This window comes from Mesorhizobium sp. BR1-1-6 (assembly GCF_020165355.1).
Lineage (GTDB): Bacteria > Pseudomonadota > Alphaproteobacteria > Rhizobiales > Rhizobiaceae > Mesorhizobium.
The window spans coordinates 347,067-369,511 of record NZ_JAIUHZ010000003.1 but is presented as its reverse complement, the minus strand read 5'-3'; the positions used below and the strand labels follow the sequence as shown (position 1 = coordinate 369,511).

General features: G+C 60.7%; 24 protein-coding genes. 18 read left to right on the top strand and 6 right to left on the bottom strand.

The annotated features are described in order from the left end of the window. Nucleotides 1–146: 146 nt before the first annotated feature. Genes LB545_RS09705 through LB545_RS09695 form a run of 3 tightly spaced genes read right to left on the bottom strand, consistent with a single transcriptional unit; the run spans nucleotide 147 to nucleotide 3,533 of the window. Entirely contained in the window at nucleotides 147–551 is a 405-nt protein-coding gene (locus tag LB545_RS09705) for a host attachment protein (protein ID WP_140581412.1), read from the bottom strand. After that, a complete protein-coding gene (nhaA, locus tag LB545_RS09700) occupies nucleotides 514–2,454 on the bottom strand; it encodes a Na+/H+ antiporter NhaA (RefSeq protein WP_140581414.1) in 1,941 nt (646 codons plus the stop codon). The genes LB545_RS09705 and nhaA overlap by 38 nt, the downstream gene beginning before the upstream one ends. Before the next feature lie 20 nt (nucleotides 2,455–2,474). Beyond that, nucleotides 2,475–3,533, bottom strand: coding sequence for an ATP-binding protein (locus LB545_RS09695; RefSeq protein WP_140630252.1), 1,059 nt, complete (start codon nucleotides 3,531–3,533; stop codon nucleotides 2,475–2,477). A gap of 393 nt (nucleotides 3,534–3,926) precedes the next feature. Here LB545_RS09695 and LB545_RS09690 point away from each other — a divergent pair, with 393 nt between their 5' ends. From LB545_RS09690 to LB545_RS09655, 8 genes are all read left to right on the top strand, one after another. After that, nucleotides 3,927–4,421 carry a peroxiredoxin family protein gene (locus LB545_RS09690; protein ID WP_140581417.1) on the top strand — a complete coding sequence of 165 codons (495 nt, stop codon included), beginning with the start codon at nucleotides 3,927–3,929 and terminating at the stop codon, nucleotides 4,419–4,421. Between the two features lie 150 nt (nucleotides 4,422–4,571). Further along, nucleotides 4,572–5,705: a site-2 protease family protein gene (locus tag LB545_RS09685; protein ID WP_140581420.1), complete on the top strand. Its 1,134-nt coding sequence runs from the start codon at nucleotides 4,572–4,574 to the stop codon at nucleotides 5,703–5,705. A 459-nt stretch (nucleotides 5,706–6,164) separates the two neighbouring features. Further along, a complete protein-coding gene (locus LB545_RS09680) occupies nucleotides 6,165–7,049 on the top strand; it encodes a LysR family transcriptional regulator (RefSeq protein WP_140581423.1) in 885 nt (294 codons plus the stop codon). Between the two features lie 178 nt (nucleotides 7,050–7,227). Further along, nucleotides 7,228–7,782 (top strand): DUF1003 domain-containing protein, encoded by a 555-nt coding sequence (locus LB545_RS09675; protein ID WP_140581425.1) that lies wholly within the window; start codon nucleotides 7,228–7,230, stop codon nucleotides 7,780–7,782. A gap of 147 nt (nucleotides 7,783–7,929) precedes the next feature. Beyond that, nucleotides 7,930–8,535 carry a sulfite oxidase-like oxidoreductase gene (locus LB545_RS09670; protein ID WP_140581428.1) on the top strand — a complete coding sequence of 202 codons (606 nt, stop codon included), beginning with the start codon at nucleotides 7,930–7,932 and terminating at the stop codon, nucleotides 8,533–8,535. Next, nucleotides 8,528–9,274 carry a ferredoxin reductase gene (locus LB545_RS09665; protein WP_181171894.1) on the top strand — a complete coding sequence of 249 codons (747 nt, stop codon included), beginning with the start codon at nucleotides 8,528–8,530 and terminating at the stop codon, nucleotides 9,272–9,274. Before LB545_RS09670 ends, LB545_RS09665 begins: the two co-directional genes overlap by 8 nt. A gap of 350 nt (nucleotides 9,275–9,624) precedes the next feature. Next, entirely contained in the window at nucleotides 9,625–10,311 is a 687-nt protein-coding gene (locus tag LB545_RS09660; protein WP_140581431.1) for an antibiotic biosynthesis monooxygenase family protein, read from the top strand. Nucleotides 10,312–10,483: 172 nt separating this feature from the next. Next, entirely contained in the window at nucleotides 10,484–10,972 is a 489-nt protein-coding gene (locus LB545_RS09655; protein WP_140581434.1) for an OsmC family protein, read from the top strand. Between the two features lie 178 nt (nucleotides 10,973–11,150). Here the strand turns inward: LB545_RS09655 and LB545_RS09650 are convergent, their stop codons facing one another. Further along, nucleotides 11,151–11,696 carry a carboxymuconolactone decarboxylase family protein gene (locus tag LB545_RS09650; RefSeq protein WP_140581436.1) on the bottom strand — a complete coding sequence of 182 codons (546 nt, stop codon included), beginning with the start codon at nucleotides 11,694–11,696 and terminating at the stop codon, nucleotides 11,151–11,153. Between the two features lie 118 nt (nucleotides 11,697–11,814). On the opposite strand from LB545_RS09650, the gene LB545_RS09645 reads away from it, so the two are divergent. The 10 genes from LB545_RS09645 to tal all read left to right on the top strand — a co-directional run bounded on the left by LB545_RS09645 (nucleotide 11,815) and on the right by tal (nucleotide 20,161). Beyond that, nucleotides 11,815–12,762, top strand: a complete 948-nt coding sequence (locus tag LB545_RS09645) for a LysR family transcriptional regulator (RefSeq protein ID WP_140581439.1) — start codon at nucleotides 11,815–11,817, stop codon at nucleotides 12,760–12,762. A gap of 127 nt (nucleotides 12,763–12,889) precedes the next feature. Then, a complete protein-coding gene (locus LB545_RS09640) occupies nucleotides 12,890–13,594 on the top strand; it encodes a peroxiredoxin-like family protein (RefSeq protein ID WP_140581441.1) in 705 nt (234 codons plus the stop codon). 125 nt (nucleotides 13,595–13,719) lie between these two features. After that, nucleotides 13,720–14,655, top strand: a complete 936-nt coding sequence (locus tag LB545_RS09635) for a LysR family transcriptional regulator (protein WP_140581444.1) — start codon at nucleotides 13,720–13,722, stop codon at nucleotides 14,653–14,655. Then, the gene (locus LB545_RS09630; protein WP_140581447.1) at nucleotides 14,652–15,383 is read left to right on the top strand and encodes a peroxiredoxin-like family protein; all 732 of its coding nucleotides are present in this window, start codon (nucleotides 14,652–14,654) and stop codon (nucleotides 15,381–15,383) included. Before LB545_RS09635 ends, LB545_RS09630 begins: the two co-directional genes overlap by 4 nt. Nucleotides 15,384–15,839: 456 nt before the next feature. Continuing rightward, a complete protein-coding gene (locus LB545_RS30995) occupies nucleotides 15,840–16,085 on the top strand; it encodes a hypothetical protein (protein ID WP_181171893.1) in 246 nt (81 codons plus the stop codon). Nucleotides 16,086–16,242: 157 nt separating this feature from the next. Then, nucleotides 16,243–16,695: a peptide-methionine (R)-S-oxide reductase MsrB gene (msrB, locus tag LB545_RS09620; RefSeq protein WP_140581450.1), complete on the top strand. Its 453-nt coding sequence runs from the start codon at nucleotides 16,243–16,245 to the stop codon at nucleotides 16,693–16,695. A 2-nt stretch (nucleotides 16,696–16,697) separates the two neighbouring features. Next, nucleotides 16,698–17,210: a peptide-methionine (S)-S-oxide reductase MsrA gene (gene msrA / locus LB545_RS09615; RefSeq protein ID WP_140581453.1), complete on the top strand. Its 513-nt coding sequence runs from the start codon at nucleotides 16,698–16,700 to the stop codon at nucleotides 17,208–17,210. A gap of 239 nt (nucleotides 17,211–17,449) precedes the next feature. Then, nucleotides 17,450–18,727 (top strand): ergothioneine biosynthesis protein EgtB, encoded by a 1,278-nt coding sequence (gene egtB, locus LB545_RS09610; RefSeq protein WP_140581457.1) that lies wholly within the window; start codon nucleotides 17,450–17,452, stop codon nucleotides 18,725–18,727. 34 nt (nucleotides 18,728–18,761) lie between these two features. Next, nucleotides 18,762–19,016, top strand: a complete 255-nt coding sequence (locus LB545_RS09605; RefSeq protein ID WP_140581460.1) for a DUF2171 domain-containing protein — start codon at nucleotides 18,762–18,764, stop codon at nucleotides 19,014–19,016. A gap of 116 nt (nucleotides 19,017–19,132) precedes the next feature. After that, nucleotides 19,133–20,161: a transaldolase gene (gene tal / locus LB545_RS09600; RefSeq protein ID WP_140581463.1), complete on the top strand. Its 1,029-nt coding sequence runs from the start codon at nucleotides 19,133–19,135 to the stop codon at nucleotides 20,159–20,161. 172 nt (nucleotides 20,162–20,333) lie between these two features. Here tal and LB545_RS09595 read toward each other — a convergent pair whose 3' ends face one another. Together LB545_RS09595 and LB545_RS31180 are read right to left on the bottom strand one after the other, a co-directional pair. Then, nucleotides 20,334–21,338, bottom strand: coding sequence for an AraC family transcriptional regulator (locus LB545_RS09595; protein WP_140581466.1), 1,005 nt, complete (start codon nucleotides 21,336–21,338; stop codon nucleotides 20,334–20,336). A 396-nt stretch (nucleotides 21,339–21,734) separates the two neighbouring features. Further along, entirely contained in the window at nucleotides 21,735–22,202 is a 468-nt protein-coding gene (locus LB545_RS31180) for an L-histidine N(alpha)-methyltransferase (RefSeq protein WP_181171892.1), read from the bottom strand. Between the last annotated feature and the right edge of the window lie 243 nt (nucleotides 22,203–22,445).

Here is a 22,445-nt window from a genome sequence, read left to right as displayed (position 1 = left end):
CGGTCTTTCCTCCCGCATGGCCGCTATTTACCCTGGGGAACTCTGGTTCAGGTCGCTCGCGAGCAGTAGCCGTTGTCGGCAACTTTGAGTTATTCATCGCGATTATGACTGAGCTACTCTATGCCTCCGCCTTTCGGATCAATGCTTCAGGCGCTCGCGATCAGTGAGGCGATGTCCTCTAGCGAACGCCGGCTGAAGTCCTTCGCGAGCTCACTTATGATTTTGCTTTTCAGGCCGCGATCGAAGTGCTTTCGCATCTCGCCCAAGGTCCTGGGATCCGATACGATGACGAGGTGCTCTATCGTACCGTCGAGGCTGAGCTTGTTCAGGAACGCGGCCGTCGCAGCCGCGAAATCGTCCTCGGCGAGCCGCCTGCCATCGTGATTGTTCGATCCGTTGTGATGGCGCGCGCCAGACCCGGAGTTATGGGGCGCGGGCGGTGCCTCCGTTATCTCGACCAAATGCACTCCAGGTTTCACGCCGGTATTGTGGAACAGCCGGACCGTCTCACCATCAGCAACTGCTATCGTCGTACCTGTCGGTAGGATCATCTAGAAACCTCCTGTTCGCTATGCAGCGTAAACGTTTGGGGCATGAGCCGTGCTCGGAAGCGTCCTGCGGTACCTCTTCGTTGAGCTCTTGGTGGGACGCGCCCCAAAGCAGAATGGTTCCCATGACAGCCGAAAGAACCGACGCCGCGAAAACGGCGATCTTGGCGGCCGAGAATGCAGTGGCGTCTGGAAACGCTTGGCCCGCAATAAAGAGCGACATCGTGAAACCGATGCCCGCGAGTGCTCCCGCTCCAGCCAACTGCCGCCACGTATACCCTGATGGCTTGGCGGCTATGCCCGTGCGAACTGCGGCTACCGCCGCGAGAAAGACGCCGACCGGCTTGCCTACGGCAAGGCCGATTACGATCGCGGCCATGAGCCGACTATGTCCAACGAAGACACTCGGGTTGATTGCTACTCCCGCATTCACGAGGGCGAAGATCGGGAGGACCACATAGCTCGATCGCGCACCGGCGTGCCGCAGCAAGCGGTCGGCGGGCGACTCTAGCCTGTCGTAGATGGCGTCGAGCGCGTGTAGGGCGGGGGTGGAGGGGCCGTGCCTTAGAACCTCTCCCTCATGCCGGGCTTCGGACCCGATGATGGTGCTCGCTTGCATCATCAGAGCCTCCAGGTCGGCGGGCGGACGTGTCGGGATGAACATCGCCAGCACTACGCCAGCGAGCGTCGCGTGAAGGCCGCCGGCGTAAACGAAAGCCCACAGCGCGACGCCCATCAGAATGTAAGGCGAGAGAATATAGACCTTTGCCCGGCTCAATAGGGCCAGCCCGACGACCACCACGCCAGCGGCGGCCAGGTAGCCCGGGTGGATGTCGGTGGAGTAGAACAATGCGACGACGATGATCGCACCTATGTCGTCCACGATAGCGGCCGCAGTGAGAAAGATGCGCAGCTCGACGGGGACACGAGCTCCCATCACGGCAATTAAGGCCACCGCGAACGCGGTATCGGTCGCCATCGGAACGCCCCAACCGTGCGACCACGCCCCTGCGGGAATGACCAGCGCATACAGAAGCGCGGGCGCGATCATGCCACCGATAGCGGCCGAGATGGGAAGTGCGGCCGATGATCGGCTTGCCAGGTGGCCGACCGTCATTTCGCGCTTCACTTCCAGTCCCACGACGAGGAAGAACAACGTCAGCAAGCCGTCGTTGACCCAATGGAGGATCGACATCCGAAAGGATATCTCACCCACGCTCAGGCCGAGCTCTTGCCGCCAGAACGCCATGAATGCCGGTCCGATCGGCGAGTTCGTCAAAACGATTGCCGCGACAGTCGCAAGCACCAGCAGAATGCCGGCGGAAGGGCCCCAGCTCGCGAAATCAAGGGCGGCCGTACGGACGCGGTGGCCGAGGGTGCCAAGCATCGCGTCGACGAGAGAGCTCTCGTCCCACGGCCCGTCGTAGCGCCGCTGGTTGATGTAGAAGGTGGGCGTGAACCTCACGCCGCTTGCGCGGGAGCTTGCGATATCTGCCTCTACCCTTGTCCTTGCATGCCGCGAAGTGTCGTTGTCCGCAAAATTCGGGTCCACGCCGAGGTCGGCAGCCACCGCGAGGAGATCTTCCTCGGTAAGCTGCATTGATCTCGTCATCAGCTTGATGTGCGCGGCCCAGAATGCATCCCGTGTAGGCGCGAGTTCCGCGAGCACGGCGGCTCTGAAAGAAAGGTTGTTGTCCGTCAGTGGCCTATGTCGGAAGGCGTAGCACACGCGATCGCCAAGCTGATCCCGCGCCTGCGCGATACGCTCATTGGCCGCCCTGCAGTGTGGGCAGGCATAGCTGCCATACTCGACAAGCGTAATCTCGGCGTCGCTAGGGCCAAGCACGTGTTCCGTCTTGTGGTCGACCGGACGATCGAGACGGCCGGGCGGGGACGTGAGCTGCATCGCCGAACCATTCCTGCCGACTAAGACGTCGGTATTGCAGTCGCCGGGTCGACGACGTGGAATACGCCGCCATCGGGCGACGGCGTGTAGGCAATCTCGGCAACGCCGCTAATGGGGAGCGCGGATGCCGCCACTCGAGGTAAAACGATCCTCACCGCCGTGCCGACTCCTGGTTCACTTTCTATGCGGATCGCGCCGCCTCGTCCCTCCGCGAAGCGGTAGACCTGGTAAAGGCCTAGACCGGATCCGCTCCCAACGGGCTTTGTGGTGAAGTACCGGATGGCCGCCTTCGAGAGAACGTCTTGTGGCATACCGATTCCGTCGTCGACCACGGCGATCTCGACGAACCCCGCCGCCGATCCGGCGGTCGCTTCGACGTTCCGCGCCAAAATGGTAATTGTGCCGCCCTTCGGCATCGCATCGGCCGAGTTCCGGCAAAGATTCAGCAAAGCGTAATATAACTCTTCGCAGTCGGCATTGATGGCCCATAGGTCGGAATCGATTGCGGTTCGGACCGCGACGTCTGGGTGCAACGCGCGATCGAGCGTTCCAGCCATCGCCGCAAGCCGACTGCCTGCCACCGACCCGTCGCTTGCGTTGCACTGCTGCCGCGCCGTGTCGAGAAACTGGCGACTGAGCATCGCACCTCTCGTGATAGCGTCCTGCAATCTGGAGACGATGGCCCGTCGGTGCTCGGCACTGCCCTGACGCTCGATGAGCCGCAACCCGCTGGCGATCACGGCCAGAACGTTATTGATGTCGTGAACGATGAACCGCGCTGGATCCCCCGTGGTGTGCATCTCCTGCTGCGGGCGAAGTGCGCTCATACCGCGCGTATCGTACCAACTGGTGTGGCACAAGACACCTGACACTTCGCCATTGGCCCCGATGACGGGAATCTCCACGCACCTGGATGCGAAGGTGCCGTTATTGTCGCCATCAGCGACCAGGTCTCTCGCACTGAACGCAGGCTGAACGCCGAGTGCAAGGCCGGCGCGGTCGCCCAATACGACAATGTCCTCCAGCCGCTCGCTGTCGAGGGTGCGAGGGCGCGATTCACTTGTCTCATTGATCTGCATTCCGAGCCTCCTGGCCTGCGATCGTTCGATGGAACGCCGACTACAGCCCGTAAGCGAGGGGCCGACGATTGGTCGAAGAGTGAGTTCACTGCGGCCTAAAGGAAAATCACCTCTCGCCATGGAGTTGATAGCCGTCTGTTATCGGAATGAACGCGGGCGCGCGGGTTGCTTATAGGCCGCGCTCGGCCAGGCTCCGCGTATGGCTCTTTGCGAGCCGACCCACAACGGCCGAGACGTTGCCGTCCGTTGTTCTCGCGACGGTCGCGGCATTACGGGGGGTTATGGAGACCATAGCTTTACCAGCGGCTTGCACGACAATAACGATTATGCGCGAGCGCGGTCAGGCGAATTGAAGGGCATGCAGCCGCCGCAATAAGAATTGCGAGAATAATCATGACTCAGAGCATCGCAGGACGACGTGCCCCTGAACTCGCGGTTCCTTATTGGATTGACGCGGATGGAATTGCGCGCCCGCCGCTGACCCTGAAGGAGCTCGGTGACCGGCACAGGCTTCTCTTTTTTTACCAGCACTGGTGCCCCGGTTGCCACTCGCGCGGCTTCCCGGCCTTGCAGGCATTGGTCAATGATCCGCGCATGAAGGATGTCGGCTTCGCCGCAGTCCAGACGGTCTTCGAAGGTGACTCCGTGAACACTCGCGACACGCTGCAGGTGGACCAGCAGCGCTACAGCCTCCGGATTCCCTTCGGATATGATGGGCGTTCGCCGCTCGGCGCCTATCCCTCCACGATGGAGAACTTCCGGACCGGTGGTACGCCATGGTTTGTTGCCATCGGGCCTGACGGGGTGGTCCTTCAGGATGGTTTCGATATCAACCTCAACCGGTTTGTCCGAGACGTCGCTGAAACCCGAGCGGGCCCGCGGCGTTGAGCGCCGGGGCTTGGATGCTTCCACCCATATCAATGCAAAGACGGTCTTGGCTGCTCGCCGCAGGGACACCCTGCTCGTCGATTGGACGGCAACGAAGTAGTGCGGGAAGCGCGTGCGCAATGACAGCAGAATTGATCGAGTGAGGCTTATATGTCCTGGTCGCTGAATATTGGAAGGGTCGCGGGAACCACCGTTCGCCTGCACATCACATTCGTTCTGTTTCTCGCGTGGATCTTCTTCGCGAGCTATACCGCGGGCGGCGCAACCATCGCCTGGAGCAGCCTGCTCTTTGTCGTGCTCCTTTTCTTGTGCGTGTTGCTCCACGAATTCGGGCATATCTTTGCCGCCAGGGCTTTTGGGGTTGCGACACCTTACGTGACGTTGCTGCCGATCGGCGGTGTCGCTCAGCTCGAGCGCATTCCCGAGGAGCCGTGGCAGGAATTCCTCATCGCGATCGCCGGCCCTGCGGTGAATGTGGTGATCGCGGGCGCCCTGATCGCCTTCGCGCATGCGGAGCCGCACGCAAGCGCCGCGATGGGCATCGACAACATGCAGATCCCTATTGTGGATCGGCTGGCCACGCTCAACCTGTTTCTCGCGCTATTCAATCTCATTCCCGCCTTCCCGATGGACGGTGGTCGTGTGCTGCGTGCAGCGCTCGCGAGCCGGATGGGGTACGTGCGCGCGACCGAACGCGCCGCGGCAATTGGCCAGTTCACGGCCTTCGTGCTCGGCTTCATCGGACTCTTCCATAACCCGATCCTCGTCTTTATCGCTGTGTTCGTTTATCTGGCCGCCGCGTCGGAAGCACATTCGGTCGCCCTGCGCGCTGTCTCGCGCGGCGTGCCCGTAAGCCAGGCAATGCAGAGTCACTTCGTCACTCTGAAACCCGACGCCCACATCGAGGAAGCCGTAAACCTCGTCTTGCAAACCTCGCAGCGGGTTTTCCCGGTTGTCGACGTCAGAGGTAGTCTTGTCGGCGTGCTCGATCGCGCCAACACCCTTCAATTTGTGAAACAGGCGGGGACCGACGCGCGCGTATCTGACGCCTTGTCCGCTTCACCGGTTCTCACTGTGTCCAGTCGCGCCACCTTGGAGCAGGCGTTGAAGTTGATGCATGAGAATTCCGCCGCGACCGTTGGTGTTGTCGACGGCGCCGGCAAGCTGGTCGGTCTCGTCACAAGCGAGACGATCGCCGAGATGATGACGCTGGCGATGCTGCGAAAGGATCGGCCACGGTGTCCGATCGTCCAAGCCATGCGATCGGACACACCCAGGCAGTAGCATTCGAAATGGTGAGCTTGTCTCGCCGTTGCGCCGCGGCCGCACCTTCATCCTGGCGATTTCGCCGAGACAATCTTGTGCTGTGTCCAGATGCGCGGCGATGCCGTGGACCCCACCGCCATGGTTCACACTCCGTTGGCTGGCGGTACCGATAGCCACATGATGTGCACGAAAGCAATCGTCTCTCATTTTTTGAGAGACAATGTCTCGCAAATGTACGATTATACATAAAGTCGATAGGCGCTATTTTCTTGTAAAATGAACGGAGCCGCCGAGGAGACCGACGAATGCTTGGAAAGCCACGCTCGATAGCGCAACTTGCAGTTTTCGCTTCAGACGGGCGCCGAGGATTTTGGATCGCCGGCCTGGCCGCGGCGGTCGCTACCATGGTCGAATCGACCGAAACTGCGTCCGCCTACATCCAGGCCTTCGGCTAGCGCGGTGCGAGCGTACCGAGCGATGGGCGACCGACTATCAGCACTGAGATTATTTGTCCGGGCCGCGCGCGTCGGCAACTTTTCTCGTGCCGGTCGCGAGCTCGGTCTGTCGCAGCCCTCGGCATCCCGGCTGATCGCCGCGCTCGAGGAGGAGGTTGGCGCGACGCTCTTCAGCCGCACGACACGAGCGGTGACGCTGACGGAAGCCGGAGCCACCTATCTGATGCGCGTGGAGGCCATCCTGGGGGCACTCGACGAGGCCGACCACGAAGCGCGCGGAACGGGAGAGTTGCGCGGCTCTCTCCGCATCGGCACACCAATAAGCCTTGCGCTTAGGGAAATCATCCCACGCCTTCCCGCATTTGTGGAGCAGCATCCGGCACTGAAGGTCGAGCTTCGGGTGACTGACCGGTACCCGGACCTCGTGACCGAAGGGCTCGACGTGTCATTCCAGTTCGGCCCCCTCCCCGATTCGAGCGCGACCGCGCGCAAGCTCATTCATCAGCCGAGAATACTCACCGCATCCCCGGAATACTTGCGGAAGCGCGGCGCCCCGACGATGCCGTCGGACCTCGCTCACCACTCGGTGATCATCAGTCCGGCCCATCCCTCCCCGACGTTCTCCTTCCGCAAGGCCGGCCGTATCACCACCGTGCGTGTCGACAGCCAACTGGACATCACCACCAACGAAGTGGCCGTCGCAAGCGCGGTGGCCGGGCTGGGTATCGCGGCGTCGAGCGAAAACAGCGTGCGCCCGGAACTTGAGACCGGCAGGCTCCTTCGTGTGCTGGCCGACTGGGATTTCGGCTCGATGGAGGTGAATGCGCTCTTCGTCAGCGGAAAGGCCGTCAAGCCTGCCGCGCGAGTATTTACAGACTTCCTTCTCAAAGAACTTCGTGCTGCCTAGGATCGCTGCAGGTGCCGGTGCTTCACGGCATTCCCGGCAGTTATTGATACAATACCTTTACCCTGCCTCTTCCGAAACATAACGCTCACGGCGACGCGCGGCTGAACGACGCGATAATCAAACATCGGGAACGCCCGGCGGTGTCGGCCGTGCATTCGAGCGAAATGGTATTGGCAGCGTGAACGAGAAGCTAGAAGATCAGGACGGCATGGAAGAAGCCGAGCGCGACCTGCTCGCTGATCTCAGGCAAGCGCGCCGCTCACTTCGCCTTCAGGACATGGATGAGCCGACGGCCGTCGCGGGCATGTCGCTAGGGCAACGGATCGCGGACGCGGTCGCCACCGTGATGGGATCGTGGACCTTCATCATCATTCAGAGCCTGATCCTGTTCGTCTGGATCGCCGCCAACATCCTCGGCGCAATCAGGGGCTGGGATCCTTATCCGTTTATTCTTCTCAACCTCGCGCTTTCGTTCCAAGCGGCTTATGCCGCGCCAATCATCATGATGAGCCAGAACAGGCAACGGGATATCGATCGCAAAGCGGCCGAGAATGATTACCGCATCAATGTGAAGGCGGAGCTCGAAATCGAGCTGTTGCATGAGAAGATCGACCAACTGCGGGAGCGCGAGGTCCTTGAGCTAACGGAGGCCGTCAGGATGCTGACTGAGCTGCTGGAGCAGTCCACGTCAGGCAGATGTGGGGTCGACGCAGCTTCGGGACGATCATCATAACGCGCGGCTATCGACTCCATGGCGCGAGGTCATTTCTCTTTCGGCGCGGCCCGTTTCATTCTCGCCCATGCATTCGCGCCCGGCCCACGACAGTTTAGCGTTTTGTGCGGACCGGCGTATGTTTACCAAGGACAGAGGAAATCCGCCATGGTCACTCGTGGTTTCACAGGCCCGCAATCCGGATCGGACCTATCGGACCGGATCCCCCCGGGACAGCATCTCGTCGATAATTTTCCGGTGCTCACCGCCGGCCCCACGCCGCGCATCGAAACCGGGGACTGGACTTTCACGCTCAAGGTCGGACCTCGTCCGGTCAAGGTCTGGAATTGGTCGGAATTCAATTCCCTTCCAAAAACCAAGATGACGAGAGACATCCACTGCGTGACGTCGTGGTCGAAGCTCAATACGGCATGGGAGGGCGTGGCCATCGACGACATTCTCGCCGACGCCGGTCTTGGCGCTCCGACTTCTTTCGCGCTCGCGCATTGCTACGACGGATACTCAACCAACGTGCCCCTCGCGGACCTTGCGACGGGCAAGGCGATGGTCGCGCTTAAATATGAAGGGCAGCCGCTTCCGCGCGATCACGGAGGGCCGGCGCGCCTGCTTGTGCCTCATCTCTATTTCTGGAAATCGGCGAAGTGGGTGAACGGACTTCAGTTCACCCAACGGGACGAGCCCGGTTTCTGGGAGCTGCGCGGTTACCACGTGTATGGCGACCCATGGCGTGAGCAGCGCTATACGAATGACTGATGCGTTTTCGGCCACAGCGCGTTGGCAGAGCTGCGCGATTGTCGAGATTGTCGCGAGAACGCCAACCATCAAGAGCTATTGCTTCCGCCTCGCGAAATCGTTCGACTACAAGGCCGGCCAACACGTTGATGTCCGCTTGACTGCGCCCGACGGCTACACGGCTATGCGCAGCTACTCGATCGCTTCCGCCCCGGACGGTTCGGACGTGATCGAACTCGCCATCGAGCGCCTCGCGGATGGTGAGGTCTCGCCGTTTTTCCACGATGTCGCTCAGGTCGGCGATACGATCGAGCTTCGCGGACCACTTGGCGGGCATTTTCTTTGGCCCGGGCCGACCGAGAAGCCTGTGCTTTTGATTGGCGCCGGCTCCGGCGTGGTACCGCTTATGGCCATGATCCGGCATAGAAAAGCAAGCGGTGAGCATGTCCCGGTCGCACTGTTGCTTTCCTCGCGGACCTGGAACGACGTCCTGTTCAGGGATGAGCTCCTCGGACTCGAGAGTTCGCTGCCCGATTTCGCCTTTGCCTTGGCGCTGACCCGCGAGCCGGCAAAGCGTGGCAAGGATTTCAGCAGGAGAATCGACGCGGAAATGGTCGCCGATGTGACGAGGAGGCTGCCCGCCTCGCCTGGCGCTGTCTTCGTGTGTGGGTCAAATCCCTTCGTCAACATCGCGGCGGATGCCGCTCTCGCACTGGAGTTGGAGCCCGGGTTGATCAAGACCGAACGCTACGGTGCCTGAAAAGCGCTTCTTCTCGCGTACGACCGCTCCGCATCAGGCGAGATGCCGCAGTCAGCGGGATAATCGGCCGCGTCCAACCCATGCGAAAACGCAACCTAAACGAGAGGTTTAGAGAGCCTACTCATGCGTACGGTGAATTTATCAAATTCGACTGCAAGGGCTACCAGCCCAACCGGCAAAGCTCGATCCTCTTATTTGCGGTTGGAAGGCTCCAGCTTAGTTGTTGCCGGCCATTATCCATCTCGATCGCCATCGGCTGGAACCTTCGTCAACGCCGTGTCATGGCACGGGTCGGGTCACTTCGAAATCGAAATCAACAGCGTCACGGGTTATAGAAACGGGATACGGCCATGTTTTCAGTAATTTTCGAAGTTCTCCCAAACACTGACAAAAGGGACGACTACCTCGACAATGCCGAGAAGCTGCGTCCCGAACTGGAGCAAGAAGAAGGCTTCGTCGACAACATCCGTTACAAGAGCCTGATTCGTGAAGGCTGGATCCTTTCACTGTCGAACTGGCGAGACGAGAAGTCGCTGGTTCGTTGGCGCACCCGCATACATCACCACGAGCTCCAGCAGAAAGGCCGCGACGAAATCCTAGCCGACTATCGCCTGCGCGTTGGCCAAGTCACCGCCGACAATCACCTCCCGGAAGGGTACGCCCTTACGGAACAGAGGCTCGACGAGACGGAGGTCGGCGAGGGAACGACCGTGACACTGATCAACGCCTCTCGACCTGCACAGTGGAAGCAGACCAACAATCCATACGATTGCGCTGAATGGCTCGGCCTGAATCCCTTCGCCGCCGATAGCACGTCGTGGGACATCTTCGACGCCGTCCTCACACCCGGCGAGTTGATCCTCCTGATAACTTGGAAGGACGCCGCGGCCGCGCAAGCCTACGAGGACGCTTCTGCGCCGAACGACAAGGCGAGAATCCGGACGGTTCGCATCGTGCGGGACTATGGGAAATACGATCGGCGCGAGGCGCCACAATATTATGCGGACGCCACACGCGGAGACAGTCCGCACTCCTGACCGCCTGCAACGGGAGGATCTGTCCCTTGAGCGTTCGGCACGGCACTGCCGGAGAAGAAACGTGCACCAACGACTACCGATCTCGCGAGATGGCGGCAAGCGCTTGAAGTGAATGAGAAGTGTCTGTGACGGGCTCACCAGGGGTCCTGTCAGGATCTGAAAGGAGAGCAGGATGACGCATTCAGGCAGTGGTGGCACCCCCGGCCCACAGGCTGTGGTAGCGGGCGATCTAAATAGCGCCGATGCACTCAACGGGCGTGCCGGTGCATCGGAGTTCTCGATCGGCGCCGTGAACGGCGGGGCGGCTGGTGCGAATCCATACGAATTACTGAGCGCTTCGCTCGCTGCATGCACAGCGATGACGATACGATTCCAAGCGCAAAGGCGCAAATTCCCTCTGTCCCACCTCGAGGTGGCCGTGTCGTATCACCACGGTGAAGAGGGAGAGCGCGACGTGTTCGAGCGATCCATCGCGCTCGAAGGAAACCTGAGCAAAGATCAACGGGCCCAGCTGATGCAGGCCGCCGACCTGTGTCCTGTCGGGCGAACCCTCGGCCTCAGCGCCGACATCCGCACCAACGATAGCGTCAGCGTCGGGCCGGCAGCCAACTATGATGACGACCTGAGCGAGCTTCCCATTCCGAATATCGACCCGGATTAGCGCCAGGCAAGGTTCGCGCCGATTATCACAGAATTGCCGCGCTCGGTCTCGTGGACGCGCCGAAGCGCCCCGAGCCGCTACTGGACGCTTGGCGCCCGCGAGCAAACTAAGTTGGCATCGGAACTAGGAGGGCCGCCCGGCCATCCGCTGTTTCGGCCCAGCAATCGAATTCACCCCGCTAATCTGTCTTCGCGGGGCTGACCGCTGGAAAATCGATCGGGGTCCTTACCGCATTATTGATGAAGTTGGTCAACAGGAACTGAGCGGTCAGCGCGATTATTTCGACGATGTTGGCATCGGTCCAGCCTGCATCCCTGACAGCTTCGAACTGGGCGTCGGAGACTTTGCCGCGCGTTTCGATGAGCGCCTTCGCGAAAGCAACCGCAGCCTTGCGTTTGGGGTCGCTGGAGCAGCCCTGACGGTTTAGCGCAATCTCCTCCGGGGGAATCTTCGCCAAATTTGTCGAGACGTAGCTGTGCGCGGCAAGGCAGTAATCGCAACCGTTAGCCTCCGAGACTGCTAGTGCGATCCCTTCCCGGGTCTTCAGATCGAGGGTCTTCGACACTGGCCCCATCAGCCCCGCCCAACCGCTGAGCGCATTCGGGCTTATGGACATGAGGCGATAGTGATTCGGCACAAACCCCAGCATCCTGTTGACGTTGTCGAGTATCGGCTGAGACTCGGCGGGTGCATCATCGCGCCCGGGAATAGCGATGCGGGACATTCTCTCTCCTCTCCATTCAAATCTGGCACGCTTGGCCTTCGAACCGCTGTGTAGCCCCTACCGCTCCACGACATAATCCGGTAATCGTGAGAAATGGCCTCTCGGAATGTGAGAGAAAATGGACCGGCTTGATGCAATGTCGATTTTGGTGGCGTCCGCCGAGGCAGGCAGCTTCTCGGCGGCGGGCCGGCAACTCGGCGTCCCGCTGCCGACGATCAGCCGGAAGGTTGCCGAACTTGAGACGCACCTCAACACCCAGCTGCTGGTTCGATCCACGCGGAAACTGTCGCTGACAGAGGCGGGCGTCGCCTACGTTGCCGCATGCAAACGCATCCTGGAACAGGTCGAGGAGGCCGAAACGCAGGCCGCCGGAGAATACAGCGTCCCACGCGGCACGCTTACGATGACCGCTCCGATTGTCTTCGGACGCCTGCATGTCGTACCGGTCGTGAACGAATTCCTAGCCCACTTCCCACAGATCAGCGTTCAATTGACGCTGTCCGACCACACGATCAACATCGTTGACGAGCATATCGACCTGGCGGTTCGAGTCGGCATGTTGCCCGACAGCACGCTCATAGCCACGAAAGTCGGCGATATCAGACGAGTAGTTTGCGGTAGTCCTGACTATTTCGCAGCTCATGGCGTCCCTAGAGCCCCCGAGGACCTATCGGAGCACATGTGCGTAACGTTCACGGCTCTCGCGGCCGGGATGACGTGGATCTTCAACCCGCGCGGCAAGGCCTCGAGGAGCGTCCGCCCCTATTGCCGGCTGAAAATCAACACCGCCGAGGCGGCGATCGATGCAGCGATCGCCGGTGTCGGCGTCACGAACGTACTCTCCTATCAGGTCGCGCGGGCGGTAGAAGCGGGGAAATTGAGGGTCATTCTCGAAGACTACGAGCCCGAGCCCACCCCGGTGCACATGGTGCATGCGGGGCTGGCGATCCTTCCCCTCAAGCTGCGTCGCTTTATGGAATTCGCCGCGCCTCGGCTGCGGAAGTCTCTTGCGGCGGATCTCGCTAAGGTTTCTGCACCAAAATCGAGCTCAAAAAGAAAGAAATAGCCGCCCCGTCCGAGGACGCTCATTCATGCACGACAAAAATAACTCAAACTCTCGTAGCAAGGCTACCCGACCCACACTACATCAGCGATTATGACAGCGGTATATCGCGCCGCGCGACGAGCCGAAGATGTTACTCCAGGACCAGTTGGACGCTGTTAAAGCCGCTGATTTGGCGAGGACCCCGCCAAATGTGACGCTCGTTCGGCAACGGGCGGTGGAAGCGCTTGCCGCCTCTGGACTGGCCGAGCGGGCTACGCAAGCCGGGGAGCAAGCCCCCTCGTTTCGGTTGCGTGACGGTAACGGCCGGGCGTTCTCGTCGCGCGAGGCGCTACGGCACGGCCCGATGGTCCTCGTTTTCTACAGAGGAAGGTGGTGCCCTTATTGCACAGTTGACCTTCGCGCGATCGAGTCAGCCTCTCGCGACATTCGCAGCCTTGGTGCCTCGCTGGTGGTCGTCTCGCAGCAGACCGCTGACAACAGCCTTGAGACGCAGAGGCGAAATGCCCTTTCATTCGCCAGCCTGGTCGACGCGGGGGGCAAGGTCGCGCACGCATTCGGCCTGCGCTGGAAGGCCTCCGACGAATTGCGTACCGTCGAGCAGGAATCAGGATTGGATCTCGCGACCTTCAACGGCGATGCGAGCTGGACGTTGACCATGCCCGCCCGGTACGTCGTGGCCCGTGACGGGACGATCGAGTATGCCGACATCAGCGTCGACTACACGCGGCGCGGCGACCCGTCCGAACTGATCCCGGTCCTTGCCCACCTCGCCGCGGGCGGCGGCCCATGTTCACGGGCTCCAGAAAGCGTGTCCGCGCGTCCAAACCAATAGACTGGGCCATTCCAACCTGTGTCGGTAAGTGGCATCCACGCGCCATGATTACGGCGTGCCCGGTCACGCCGTCGAGTGCAAAGGCTCGTCAATACAGACAGTCGCAACTTGACGGAGAACAACACATGGAGCTTCATCAGGTCCGTTATTTCCTCGCCGTCGCGTCCACCCTCAACTTCACCCGCGCCGCCGAGCAGTGCAATGTTACGCAGCCTGCCCTGACCAAGGGCGTGCAGAAGCTCGAGCATGAGCTCGGTGGCCAGTTGATCTACCGCGAGCGCCAGCTGACGCAGCTCACCGACCTCGGGAAAGAAGTCCTTCCGATGCTGGAGCGCACACTCGCTTCAGCACAGGCGGTGCGTCGCAGAGCGCAGGAGTTCCAACGCAAAGAGGTCGCCCCGCTGAAGATTGGCCTCGCCCCCTCGATCTCGGCGTCGCTCGTCGTCGATCCAATCGCGGAGATCGCAAAGTTCGTCCCCGGCCTTCACGTCGAGCTGCGCGAGGGTGCAGCAGACAAGCTCGTCAATCTGTTGCTTGAGGGGGAGATCAACGCCGCGATGGTCGGCGCCGTGCAGGATATGCCCGCCCGTATCGATGACTGGTCGCTGTTCGAGGAGCGCTACGTTGCAGTTCTCGCACCGACACACCAACTGGCAAACCGTCCGTCGATCAGGATCGACGACCTCCGAGAGACCGTCTTGCTCGATCGCGCCGGATGCGACGTCGCTCGAAAGATCCAACAGACCTATTTTCCTGATGAACCTCCCCATCTCGGCCACTGCAGCGGGCATGAATTGCACTTGCAGCACATGGCAGCGGCCGGCTTTGGCGTGATGCTCGCACCGGAACACATGCCGCGCCTTCCGACACTCAAGACCATTCCGCTCGAAGGCGATCAGGTTTCGCGGGAAGTCCGGTTGCTGGCCGTGCAGGGCCGCCGCTACTCGCCGGCACTGGACGCTTTCGTCAAGGTGGCGCGACTTCGCGACTGGTCTATCGACGTGCCCAATCGCGGCATGCCACAAGTAACGCTTCCGGAAGCGGCGGGCGTGGCGGCATGACCACGACGGGTATGCCGCCGGCCAACTGCTCCCATCCGATTAATCCGCAGTCTTACACTCCACCGATGTCAAACCAGACCGACCAGACACTCGCCCAGATACGCTCGGAGCTGTTGGCGACGTTCAGCGCCGCAGACTGGGAGTCATACAACCACCTCGTAGGCTGGCTTCGCGATACGGGCGTGGCATCGCACGCATTGAAGGTCGGAGACACCGCGCCGGACTTCCTTCTTCCGGACGCGGACGGCCGTCTCCACTCCTCGGAGCAACTACGCCGCGATGGCCCCCTCGTCCTGAGTTTCTTCCGAGGCGGCTGGTGTCCGTTCTGCACCGCCGAGCTGTGCGCGCTGCAGGCCGCGAAGGACGAATTCGAGAGCCTCGGCGCAACGCTCGCGGTCGTGACGCCCGAGACAAGGCAATTCCCGCGCCAGCTCAAGCAAAATCTCGGCCTGGATCTGAAGGTACTGTCCGACGTCGACTACGGGGTTGCGGTATCGTACGGCGTATTGTTCCGTGTGCCCGATGAAACCAAAACGCATTATTCCGGACTAGGGTTCGACTTCGGCGCTAGGCACGGTTCGCCAGTCTGGATGCTACCCATTCCCGCGACTTATATCATCGACACCGAAGGCCGAATCCGCAGCGCGTTCGTCGAACCGGACTTCACGATCCGGGAGGAGCCGACGCAGATCTTGGAATCGTTACGCCAGGTCGCCTCCACGTCGTAGCCGAAATTGGCTAACGTCTGAGGACCTGCGATCACGGAACGCGCGGGTCTCGGTGGGTCGGCGAAAGGGGGCCGGGTTGGTAGGATTCCAGAAGGTGCCCTGCGAAACCCCGTCAGCGGTTCGGCCCGCGGGGGCGCGATCCGCGTTGGGTACTGCCCACGTCCATTCTCGGCTCAAGTCTCGGGTTCATCGATAGTACAGTCGTCAACGTGGCGATCGGTGTGACGGCGTGCGTCACCCCGCTCACGACCGTAGTGCTGGACGCTGTCCCGAGCGACTTGGGCGGGTCGGCCTGCGGCATCAACAACGCAGCCGCGCGGCTTCGCGGCCTCGTTGCGATCGCAGCACTTAGATTTGCATTCGGTGGGACCTCCTCGTCCGATGTCGCATCGATCGCGGTCATTGAAGCCTATCGGCGCGTGATGTGGACTGCGGCCGATTGTCCGGAAGGTAACCGTGAACAAAAGCAACGACTTTATCGACCGGCATTTCGCAGGGCCGCAAAGTGCCCTCACCGGAGCTCAACCGGTAAAAATTGAAACTGACGAGATCGCCACCGGCGAGCTCTCGCGCAAACAGGCTTATGCGCTTTCCATCTTGCGACCTCCGCACGGTGACGCCATAGCGCAGACCCTCGTAAATGCCTTCGCCGTAGCCACTCGGTATCGCTGCGAGCGCCGATTCAAAGTCCTGTTCCAATAATTTCAGACCTCCCGTTTGGGGGCAAATGCCGTGACGCCCTGGGATTGAAGCACCTCTAACGGCGGCCCGCATGGCATGGTTTCGATAGCCGGTGGTGATTGGACGCTCGCCCACCCGATACTTATCTTCAGACCAGAACAAGAGAGGAGTTCCGCGAATGCCGACCTATAGGAAAAACCCGGAAGCGGTCTCGAAGCTGACTCCCGAGCAGTACCGCGTTACGCAGACGGATGGCACCGAACGCCCGTTTTCAAACGAATACTGGAACAACAAAGAGCCTGGTCTCTATGTCGACGTCGTTTCCGGCGAGCCGCTTTTCGCATCGTTCGACAAGTTCGACAGCGGCACCGGCTGGCCGAGCTTCACACGACCTCTCGAAGCTGCGAACGTCGTCGAGAAGGTCGACAGCTCGCACGGCATGATTCGCACTGGGGTCCGCTCCAAGCACGGCGACAGCCATCTGGGTCACCTCTTCCCCGACGGGCCGCGCGACAAAGGTGGTTTGAGATATTGCATGAACTCGGCCTCCCTACGCTTCATCCATCACGACCAGTTGGAGAGCGAAGGGTACGGCGAATACGCGAAGCTCTTTGCAAAACAGGAGGCCTGACAATGGCAGCGAATACGGAACGCGCGGTCCTTGCCGGCGGCTGCTTCTGGGGTATGCAGCAGCTGGTGCGGCGTTTGCCCGGAGTCGTTTCGACCCGGGTCGGTTACTCCGGTGGCGACGTCAAGAACGCCACTTATCGCAACCACGGCACGCACGCGGAAGCGCTCGAGGTCATTTTCGATCCGCGCAAAACAAGCTTTCGCGACTTGCTGGAGTTTTTCTTCCAGATCCACGACCCCTCCACGCCGAACCGCCAAGGAAACGACCGTGGAGCCAGCTACAGATCCGCAATCTTCTATACCAATGACGAGCAGAAACGTGTCGCCGAAGAAACCATCGCGGACGTCGAGGCGTCAGGGCTGTGGCCGGGCAAAGTCGTGACGGAACTATCCCCTGTTGGCGATTTCTGGGAGGCGGAGCCCGAACACCAGGATTACCTGGAGCGTTATCCGAGTGGCTACACCTGCCATTTCGTTCGGCCGGACTGGAAGTTGCCGCGGAGAACCGCCGCCTGAGGGCCGTCTCACGCTTTGAGGCGCTGCGGACACAGTGGAACTGCATGTGCTCTGCAGCTCGTTCGACAATCATCCTCGCCGCCCGCTGTAGGGTCGCTCGAAGCGCGACAAGGTGGCGAGGATTGGACGGTTGGACACGGCTTTAAGATTCTCGACTTCCGAAAATTGCATGGCGTTTAGTCCGCGCGGTGCCATGCCCGTTGCGATAGCTCATTCCGAATTCATACTGAGGACTTGCAATGGCTTCTGCGCATCTTTTCCAATCGTCACTTCAACCCTCTGACCTTGAGGGGTTCTACCGCGAAGTCCGGCACACGAGCGAGGCGCTCGGCGAGCCTCTGTCCGACGCCGATGCGACTGTTCAATCGATGCCCGATGCGAGCCCCGCAAAGTGGCATCTCGCACATACTACCTGGTTTTTCGAGGCGATGGTGCTCTCGCGTTATGTGAAGGACTACAAGCCCTTCGACGAGAAGTTCACGTTTCTCTTCAATTCGTACTACGAGACGCTGGGAGCGCGACAGCCGCGTCCGCGGCGCGGCATGGTTACGCGGCCGACGTTGGATGAGATCTACGCCTACCGGTCACATGTCGACCACGCCGTTGCGAAGCTGCTCAACTCTCGCCCAGCCCGTGCGGTTGCAGAACTGATCGAGCTCGGATGCCACCACGAGCAACAGCACCAGGAACTCCTGCTCACGGACATCCTTCATCTGTTCGCGCAGAATCCAATCCGGCCGGCTTATCGTGACCCTGCCCCGGTGACGGTCGAGACCGCAATGCTTCCCGCCCTCTCCTTCACCGACTTCGATGGAGGAATCGTCGAGATCGGCCATGGCGGCGCGGGTTTCGCCTTCGACAGTGAGGGACCGCGACACCGCGTATTGACGGAGCCGTTCCGCCTCGCCAATCGCCTGGTGACCAACGCAGAGTGGATGGAATTCATCGAGGACGGCGGCTACACCAAGCCACTTCTGTGGCTGTCCGAAGGTTGGGCAAAAGTCCTGGCCGATCGCTGGTCGCATCCGCTCTACTGGGAGATGCGCGAGGGACAGCATTGGACGATGACGCTGCGAGGCTTCCAGTTGGTCGACCCGACAGCGCCCGTCGCACATGTCAGCTACTTCGAGGCCGATGCTTTCGCCACGTGGTCTGGAAAGCGGCTGCCGAGCGAGGTGGAATGGGAAGTTGCGGCGCAGAAGCTCGACGTCGACGGTAATTTCCTCGATCTCAATAGGCTTAGGCCAAAGCCGGCATCGCCGCAGAAACCAGGCTTGCAGCAGCTGTTCGGCGACGTTTGGGAGTGGACGCGCAGCCCGTTTTCGCCTTACCCGTGCTTCCGAGCGGTCGAAGGCGCCGTCGGCGAATACAATGGCAAGTTTATGTCCGGGCAGTTTGTTTTGCGCGGCGGCTCTTGTGTCACGCCGCCCGGACACCTCCGTGCGACCTACCGCAACTTCTTCCCTGCGCACATGCGTTGGCAGTTCGCGGGCCTCCGCTTGGCCGAAGATGCGTAGCCCCAAAGGAATCGATGCAAAAAGGAGAGACTCGATGACCACGGACAAGATAGCTCGGAACATGGAAGTGATCGGCGCGGACGGCGTCCACATTGGCACCGTGGACGCAGTTGTCGACGGTCGCATCCGACTCGCCAAGCGTGACAGCGGCGAAGGCCAGCACAAGGGCCATGCACATTTCATCGATGCTGGTCTGGTCGCCGACATCGAGGGGCAGAAGGTTCGCCTTTCAGCGAATGCGGCCGTTGCGGTGACATTCGAGGAAGAACAATCGGGCAAGCCGGTCTAAAAACAGAGCCCCTTAATCGTGACAACGCCGAACTCGGAGAACAGCGGCCTCGCTCGGTGAGAGAAACGGCATTGCGGTGTGTCTTCGGCTCGGACCAACATGAGAGGAAGACGGCCTTGGCGTCAAAACTTGATCAGCTCCGCACAATGACCACGATCGTCGCTGACTCCGGAGATTTCGCGGCGGTCGCACGTCTCAAGCCGACCGATTGCACGACGAATCCAACGATAGTTCTGAAGGCCATTGACACTCCGGAGTACGGGAATGTTGTCGATGAAGCGTTGGCCTGGGGACGGAGCCAGAGCGGCGACGGTGCGCGACTTGCTGCAGCGACGGCCGATCGGCTCGCTGTGTCCATCGGTGTCGAACTGTTGCGACTCGTGCCAGGCTACGTGTCGACCGAAGTGGATGCGAACCTCTCGTTCAACATCGGGGCATCAGTCGCAAGAGCGCGTCAGATCATCGAAGCCTACAAGCAACGTGGCATCGAACCCGAGCGCGTTCTTATCAAACTCGCTTCGACATGGGAGGGCATACGCGCTGCACAGATCCTCCAAGGCGAAGGCGTGAAATGCAACATGACGTTGCTATTGAACCGTGCACAGGCAATCGCCAGCGCCGAGGCAGGTGCCTTCCTGATCTCGCCATTCGTAGGCCGCATCTATGATTGGCACAAGAAGTCCTCCGGAAGGGACTTCACTGCCGACGAGGACCCTGGAGTTCGATCCGTGCGGGACATCTACGGCTACTACAAATCAAACGGAATCGAGACGATCGTCATGGGCGCGTCGTTCCGTAACACTGGCCAAATCGAAGCGTTGGCCGGATGCGATCGCCTTACGATCGCGCCGGCCCTTATGGATGCCCTTGCTTCCGAAGAAGGCCGGATCAAACGTGTCCTGGCGCCCACGGCCCCGGAGCCACGTTCCTTGCGAACGGCGGAAGACGAAATCTGCCATTGGTTCGTGAGCGAAGACGCCGTCGACCTAAAACACCTAGCCCCCGAAGGGCCGATGGACGAAACAACCTTTCGGTGGATCATGAACGAAGACGCCATGGCGACCGAGAAGCTGGCGGAGGGTATTCGCGTTTTCGCGAATGACTTAAAAGTTCTCCGCCGCAGGATTGCCGAACGTCTTCTTTGAGCTCCATGACGCCGCCACACCCGAGAGCGTTTGCGTTGCCCGCGTAATCTTGCCGTCCACCTTAATAGTTTGAGTTTCGAGCCGTCCGATACCGATCGAAACGACGGATGGAAATTGCACGAAGCGCATCGCGCAATGACTGCATCTATGCACCCGCCGCTTGAAGTCCAGCTTAGGCTGCATCCGATTCCTCGATCACGTCATCGGCTGTCGTCGAACTGACAAACGGAGGTCGCTGCGCCTTGGCACGGTATTCAGACGGGTCATCACCATGTTGTCTGCGGAAAGCACGCGTGAAGCTGCTACGGCTCTGGTAACCGGCATTCAACGCAACTTGATCGATAGACAGCGCGTTTGCCGCAAGCAGATCCGCTGCGTGACGCATCCGCACCCGGCGAAGCAATGACATCGGCGACTCTCCGAAGGCGGCGGAAAAACGCGCCATGAAAGCAGATCGGCTGAGACCGACAGCGTGAGAGAGGCTCTGAACGGTGTGCGCCGCGGACGGGCGCGAGGCCATTTCGGCAAAAGCTCGTGCGATCGGCGGATCGCTTAAGTTTGTAAACCGTTCGACCCACGCGTTCGTCGACACCAGGCATCGCCGAAGTAAGGTGATGAGGACAAGTTTCAGCAGTGCCGTCGACATGGGCCCCCCACCAACGTCCTGGGCCGTAAGCTCTGCCATTGCATAAGCCATAACCTGGTCGAGTTGGTCGTGCACGTCGAATTCTTCGACAATGGGCGTCGCGAGAGAAGCGAACAAGTCGAGCGCCGGACCGTAGTGCGCGCGAAAGGGCCCGCATGCGAGCACCAGTTTCGGCTCTCCCTCTCCAATGCTGTGCCGCTGCGAAGAGCCTAGTGTGGATCCGCCCACTCCGTGTTTGCCCCCATTCCGCGGCGCTATCGGATGCTCCGACGCAGTGATCGTGACAGCTTGGCCAGGGGGGACAATCACCAGTGTGTGAGGTGTCAGGCGTATGGGCGCTTCATTGTCAAGGAGGATAAATCCGGTGCCCCGAAGGCAGTAATGGATGGTCGGAGCCGCCGCGCGGGCAAGCGCCAGGTGAGCGTCCGCCGCAAGCGCGCATTCCGACAGCCTGACGAAGGTGACGTCCAAGGTCGTCATCAACTTGTCGAGATCTTGTCGCGATATACGCCAGAACGGCTCGCCTGCCACGTCCGGAAGCCTCTATGATGCTCGGGCCCACATCAGCTTGGCTCTGGGACAGCGGGTCGATGCCATCTCACGCAGGCAGCCTACTGCAACTGGGCGAAGGGCCGTTCCGCGCTCCAACCTGATCTGGGATTTGATCGGTTTAGTCTTCGTTGCCTTCAATTGAAGACGCTAGACAATCACCCAGTTGCGGTCGATGGAGTAGTGGTTGCCGCCGAATTTGATATATTCAGCCGCAACATGAATAGTCTGGCTGAGCGTCGCGATGACGGGCAAAACTCAATGAATCCACCGGAGCTAATGCCGACGTTTCGTCAGGGACACCTCGCGTTGATCCCTCGCGGAGCATTCGATCGACCCATCCTGGCGCAGCGGCGCCGGTGATTCAGGGGCGGATCATCACTGCGCCCGCCGCGCGGCAAGCGGCACCTGCTGGGACTGCGTCGCCACATCTGTCGCCGACGCGGCTGGATTTGCAATCTCCTCCAACGCCGCTGCTATTGCGTCGTCGACACGTTCAAGCCAAACGAACTCGAGCTTATCTCGAGCGCCGGCGGGGATATCATCGAAGTCGCGTCGGTTGCGGGCGGGTGGAAGCACGCGAGTCAAACCTGCAGCTGCAGCGGCGACAACCTTCTCCTTGATCCCACCTACGGGCAACACGAGTTGCCGCGTCCGCAGGATCGATGGCTCCGCTCGCGTAGGATAGTAGTCTTCAAGGCGCGTGATGTCTTCGAACAGTGAGCCCCGCTCGTCATACAGCCAGCGGCACGGGATCGCCTTTTGACGGCGGGACAGTCCCTCGCCCACACCGGATCGAATGAGGCTGTTGTCGGTATCGGACAGCGTTGCAGTCAGATTGTCCATCGACGCGTTCATCCTTAAAGGGCCTGACGGGAGTGCCGCGGGCCGTGCGCCGCCGCGGACTAAAAATACGGCGGCAAATCGCGCCGCTAATCCACAATCCGTCGCCGTTCGTCCAGACACATAACAAGCGCCCCAATCGCAGTGGGCTTGTCCGGAAAAATCCAGAGATCGACGAGTTTGAGATGGCCCGCGACAGATCAGGCAAGGGTTCGAACGACGATACCTGGCGCCTATCGAAAGCAT

Coding starts and splice junctions, on each gene's coding strand:
- LB545_RS09705 (WP_140581412.1), bottom strand. CDS start 551: ATGATCCTACCGACAGGTACGACGATAGCAGTTGCTGATGGTGAGACG.
- nhaA (WP_140581414.1), bottom strand. CDS start 2,454: ATGCAGCTCACGTCCCCGCCCGGCCGTCTCGATCGTCCGGTCGACCAC.
- LB545_RS09695 (WP_140630252.1), bottom strand. CDS start 3,533: ATGCAGATCAATGAGACAAGTGAATCGCGCCCTCGCACCCTCGACAGC.
- LB545_RS09690 (WP_140581417.1), top strand. CDS start 3,927: ATGACTCAGAGCATCGCAGGACGACGTGCCCCTGAACTCGCGGTTCCT.
- LB545_RS09685 (WP_140581420.1), top strand. CDS start 4,572: ATGTCCTGGTCGCTGAATATTGGAAGGGTCGCGGGAACCACCGTTCGC.
- LB545_RS09680 (WP_140581423.1), top strand. CDS start 6,165: ATGGGCGACCGACTATCAGCACTGAGATTATTTGTCCGGGCCGCGCGC.
- LB545_RS09670 (WP_140581428.1), top strand. CDS start 7,930: ATGGTCACTCGTGGTTTCACAGGCCCGCAATCCGGATCGGACCTATCG.
- LB545_RS09665 (WP_181171894.1), top strand. CDS start 8,528: ATGACTGATGCGTTTTCGGCCACAGCGCGTTGGCAGAGCTGCGCGATT.
- LB545_RS09660 (WP_140581431.1), top strand. CDS start 9,625: ATGTTTTCAGTAATTTTCGAAGTTCTCCCAAACACTGACAAAAGGGAC.
- LB545_RS09655 (WP_140581434.1), top strand. CDS start 10,484: ATGACGCATTCAGGCAGTGGTGGCACCCCCGGCCCACAGGCTGTGGTA.
- LB545_RS09650 (WP_140581436.1), bottom strand. CDS start 11,696: ATGTCCCGCATCGCTATTCCCGGGCGCGATGATGCACCCGCCGAGTCT.
- LB545_RS09645 (WP_140581439.1), top strand. CDS start 11,815: ATGGACCGGCTTGATGCAATGTCGATTTTGGTGGCGTCCGCCGAGGCA.
- LB545_RS09640 (WP_140581441.1), top strand. CDS start 12,890: ATGTTACTCCAGGACCAGTTGGACGCTGTTAAAGCCGCTGATTTGGCG.
- LB545_RS09635 (WP_140581444.1), top strand. CDS start 13,720: ATGGAGCTTCATCAGGTCCGTTATTTCCTCGCCGTCGCGTCCACCCTC.
- LB545_RS09630 (WP_140581447.1), top strand. CDS start 14,652: ATGACCACGACGGGTATGCCGCCGGCCAACTGCTCCCATCCGATTAAT.
- msrB (WP_140581450.1), top strand. CDS start 16,243: ATGCCGACCTATAGGAAAAACCCGGAAGCGGTCTCGAAGCTGACTCCC.
- msrA (WP_140581453.1), top strand. CDS start 16,698: ATGGCAGCGAATACGGAACGCGCGGTCCTTGCCGGCGGCTGCTTCTGG.
- egtB (WP_140581457.1), top strand. CDS start 17,450: ATGGCTTCTGCGCATCTTTTCCAATCGTCACTTCAACCCTCTGACCTT.
- LB545_RS09605 (WP_140581460.1), top strand. CDS start 18,762: ATGACCACGGACAAGATAGCTCGGAACATGGAAGTGATCGGCGCGGAC.
- LB545_RS31180 (WP_181171892.1), bottom strand. CDS start 22,202: ATGGACAATCTGACTGCAACGCTGTCCGATACCGACAACAGCCTCATT.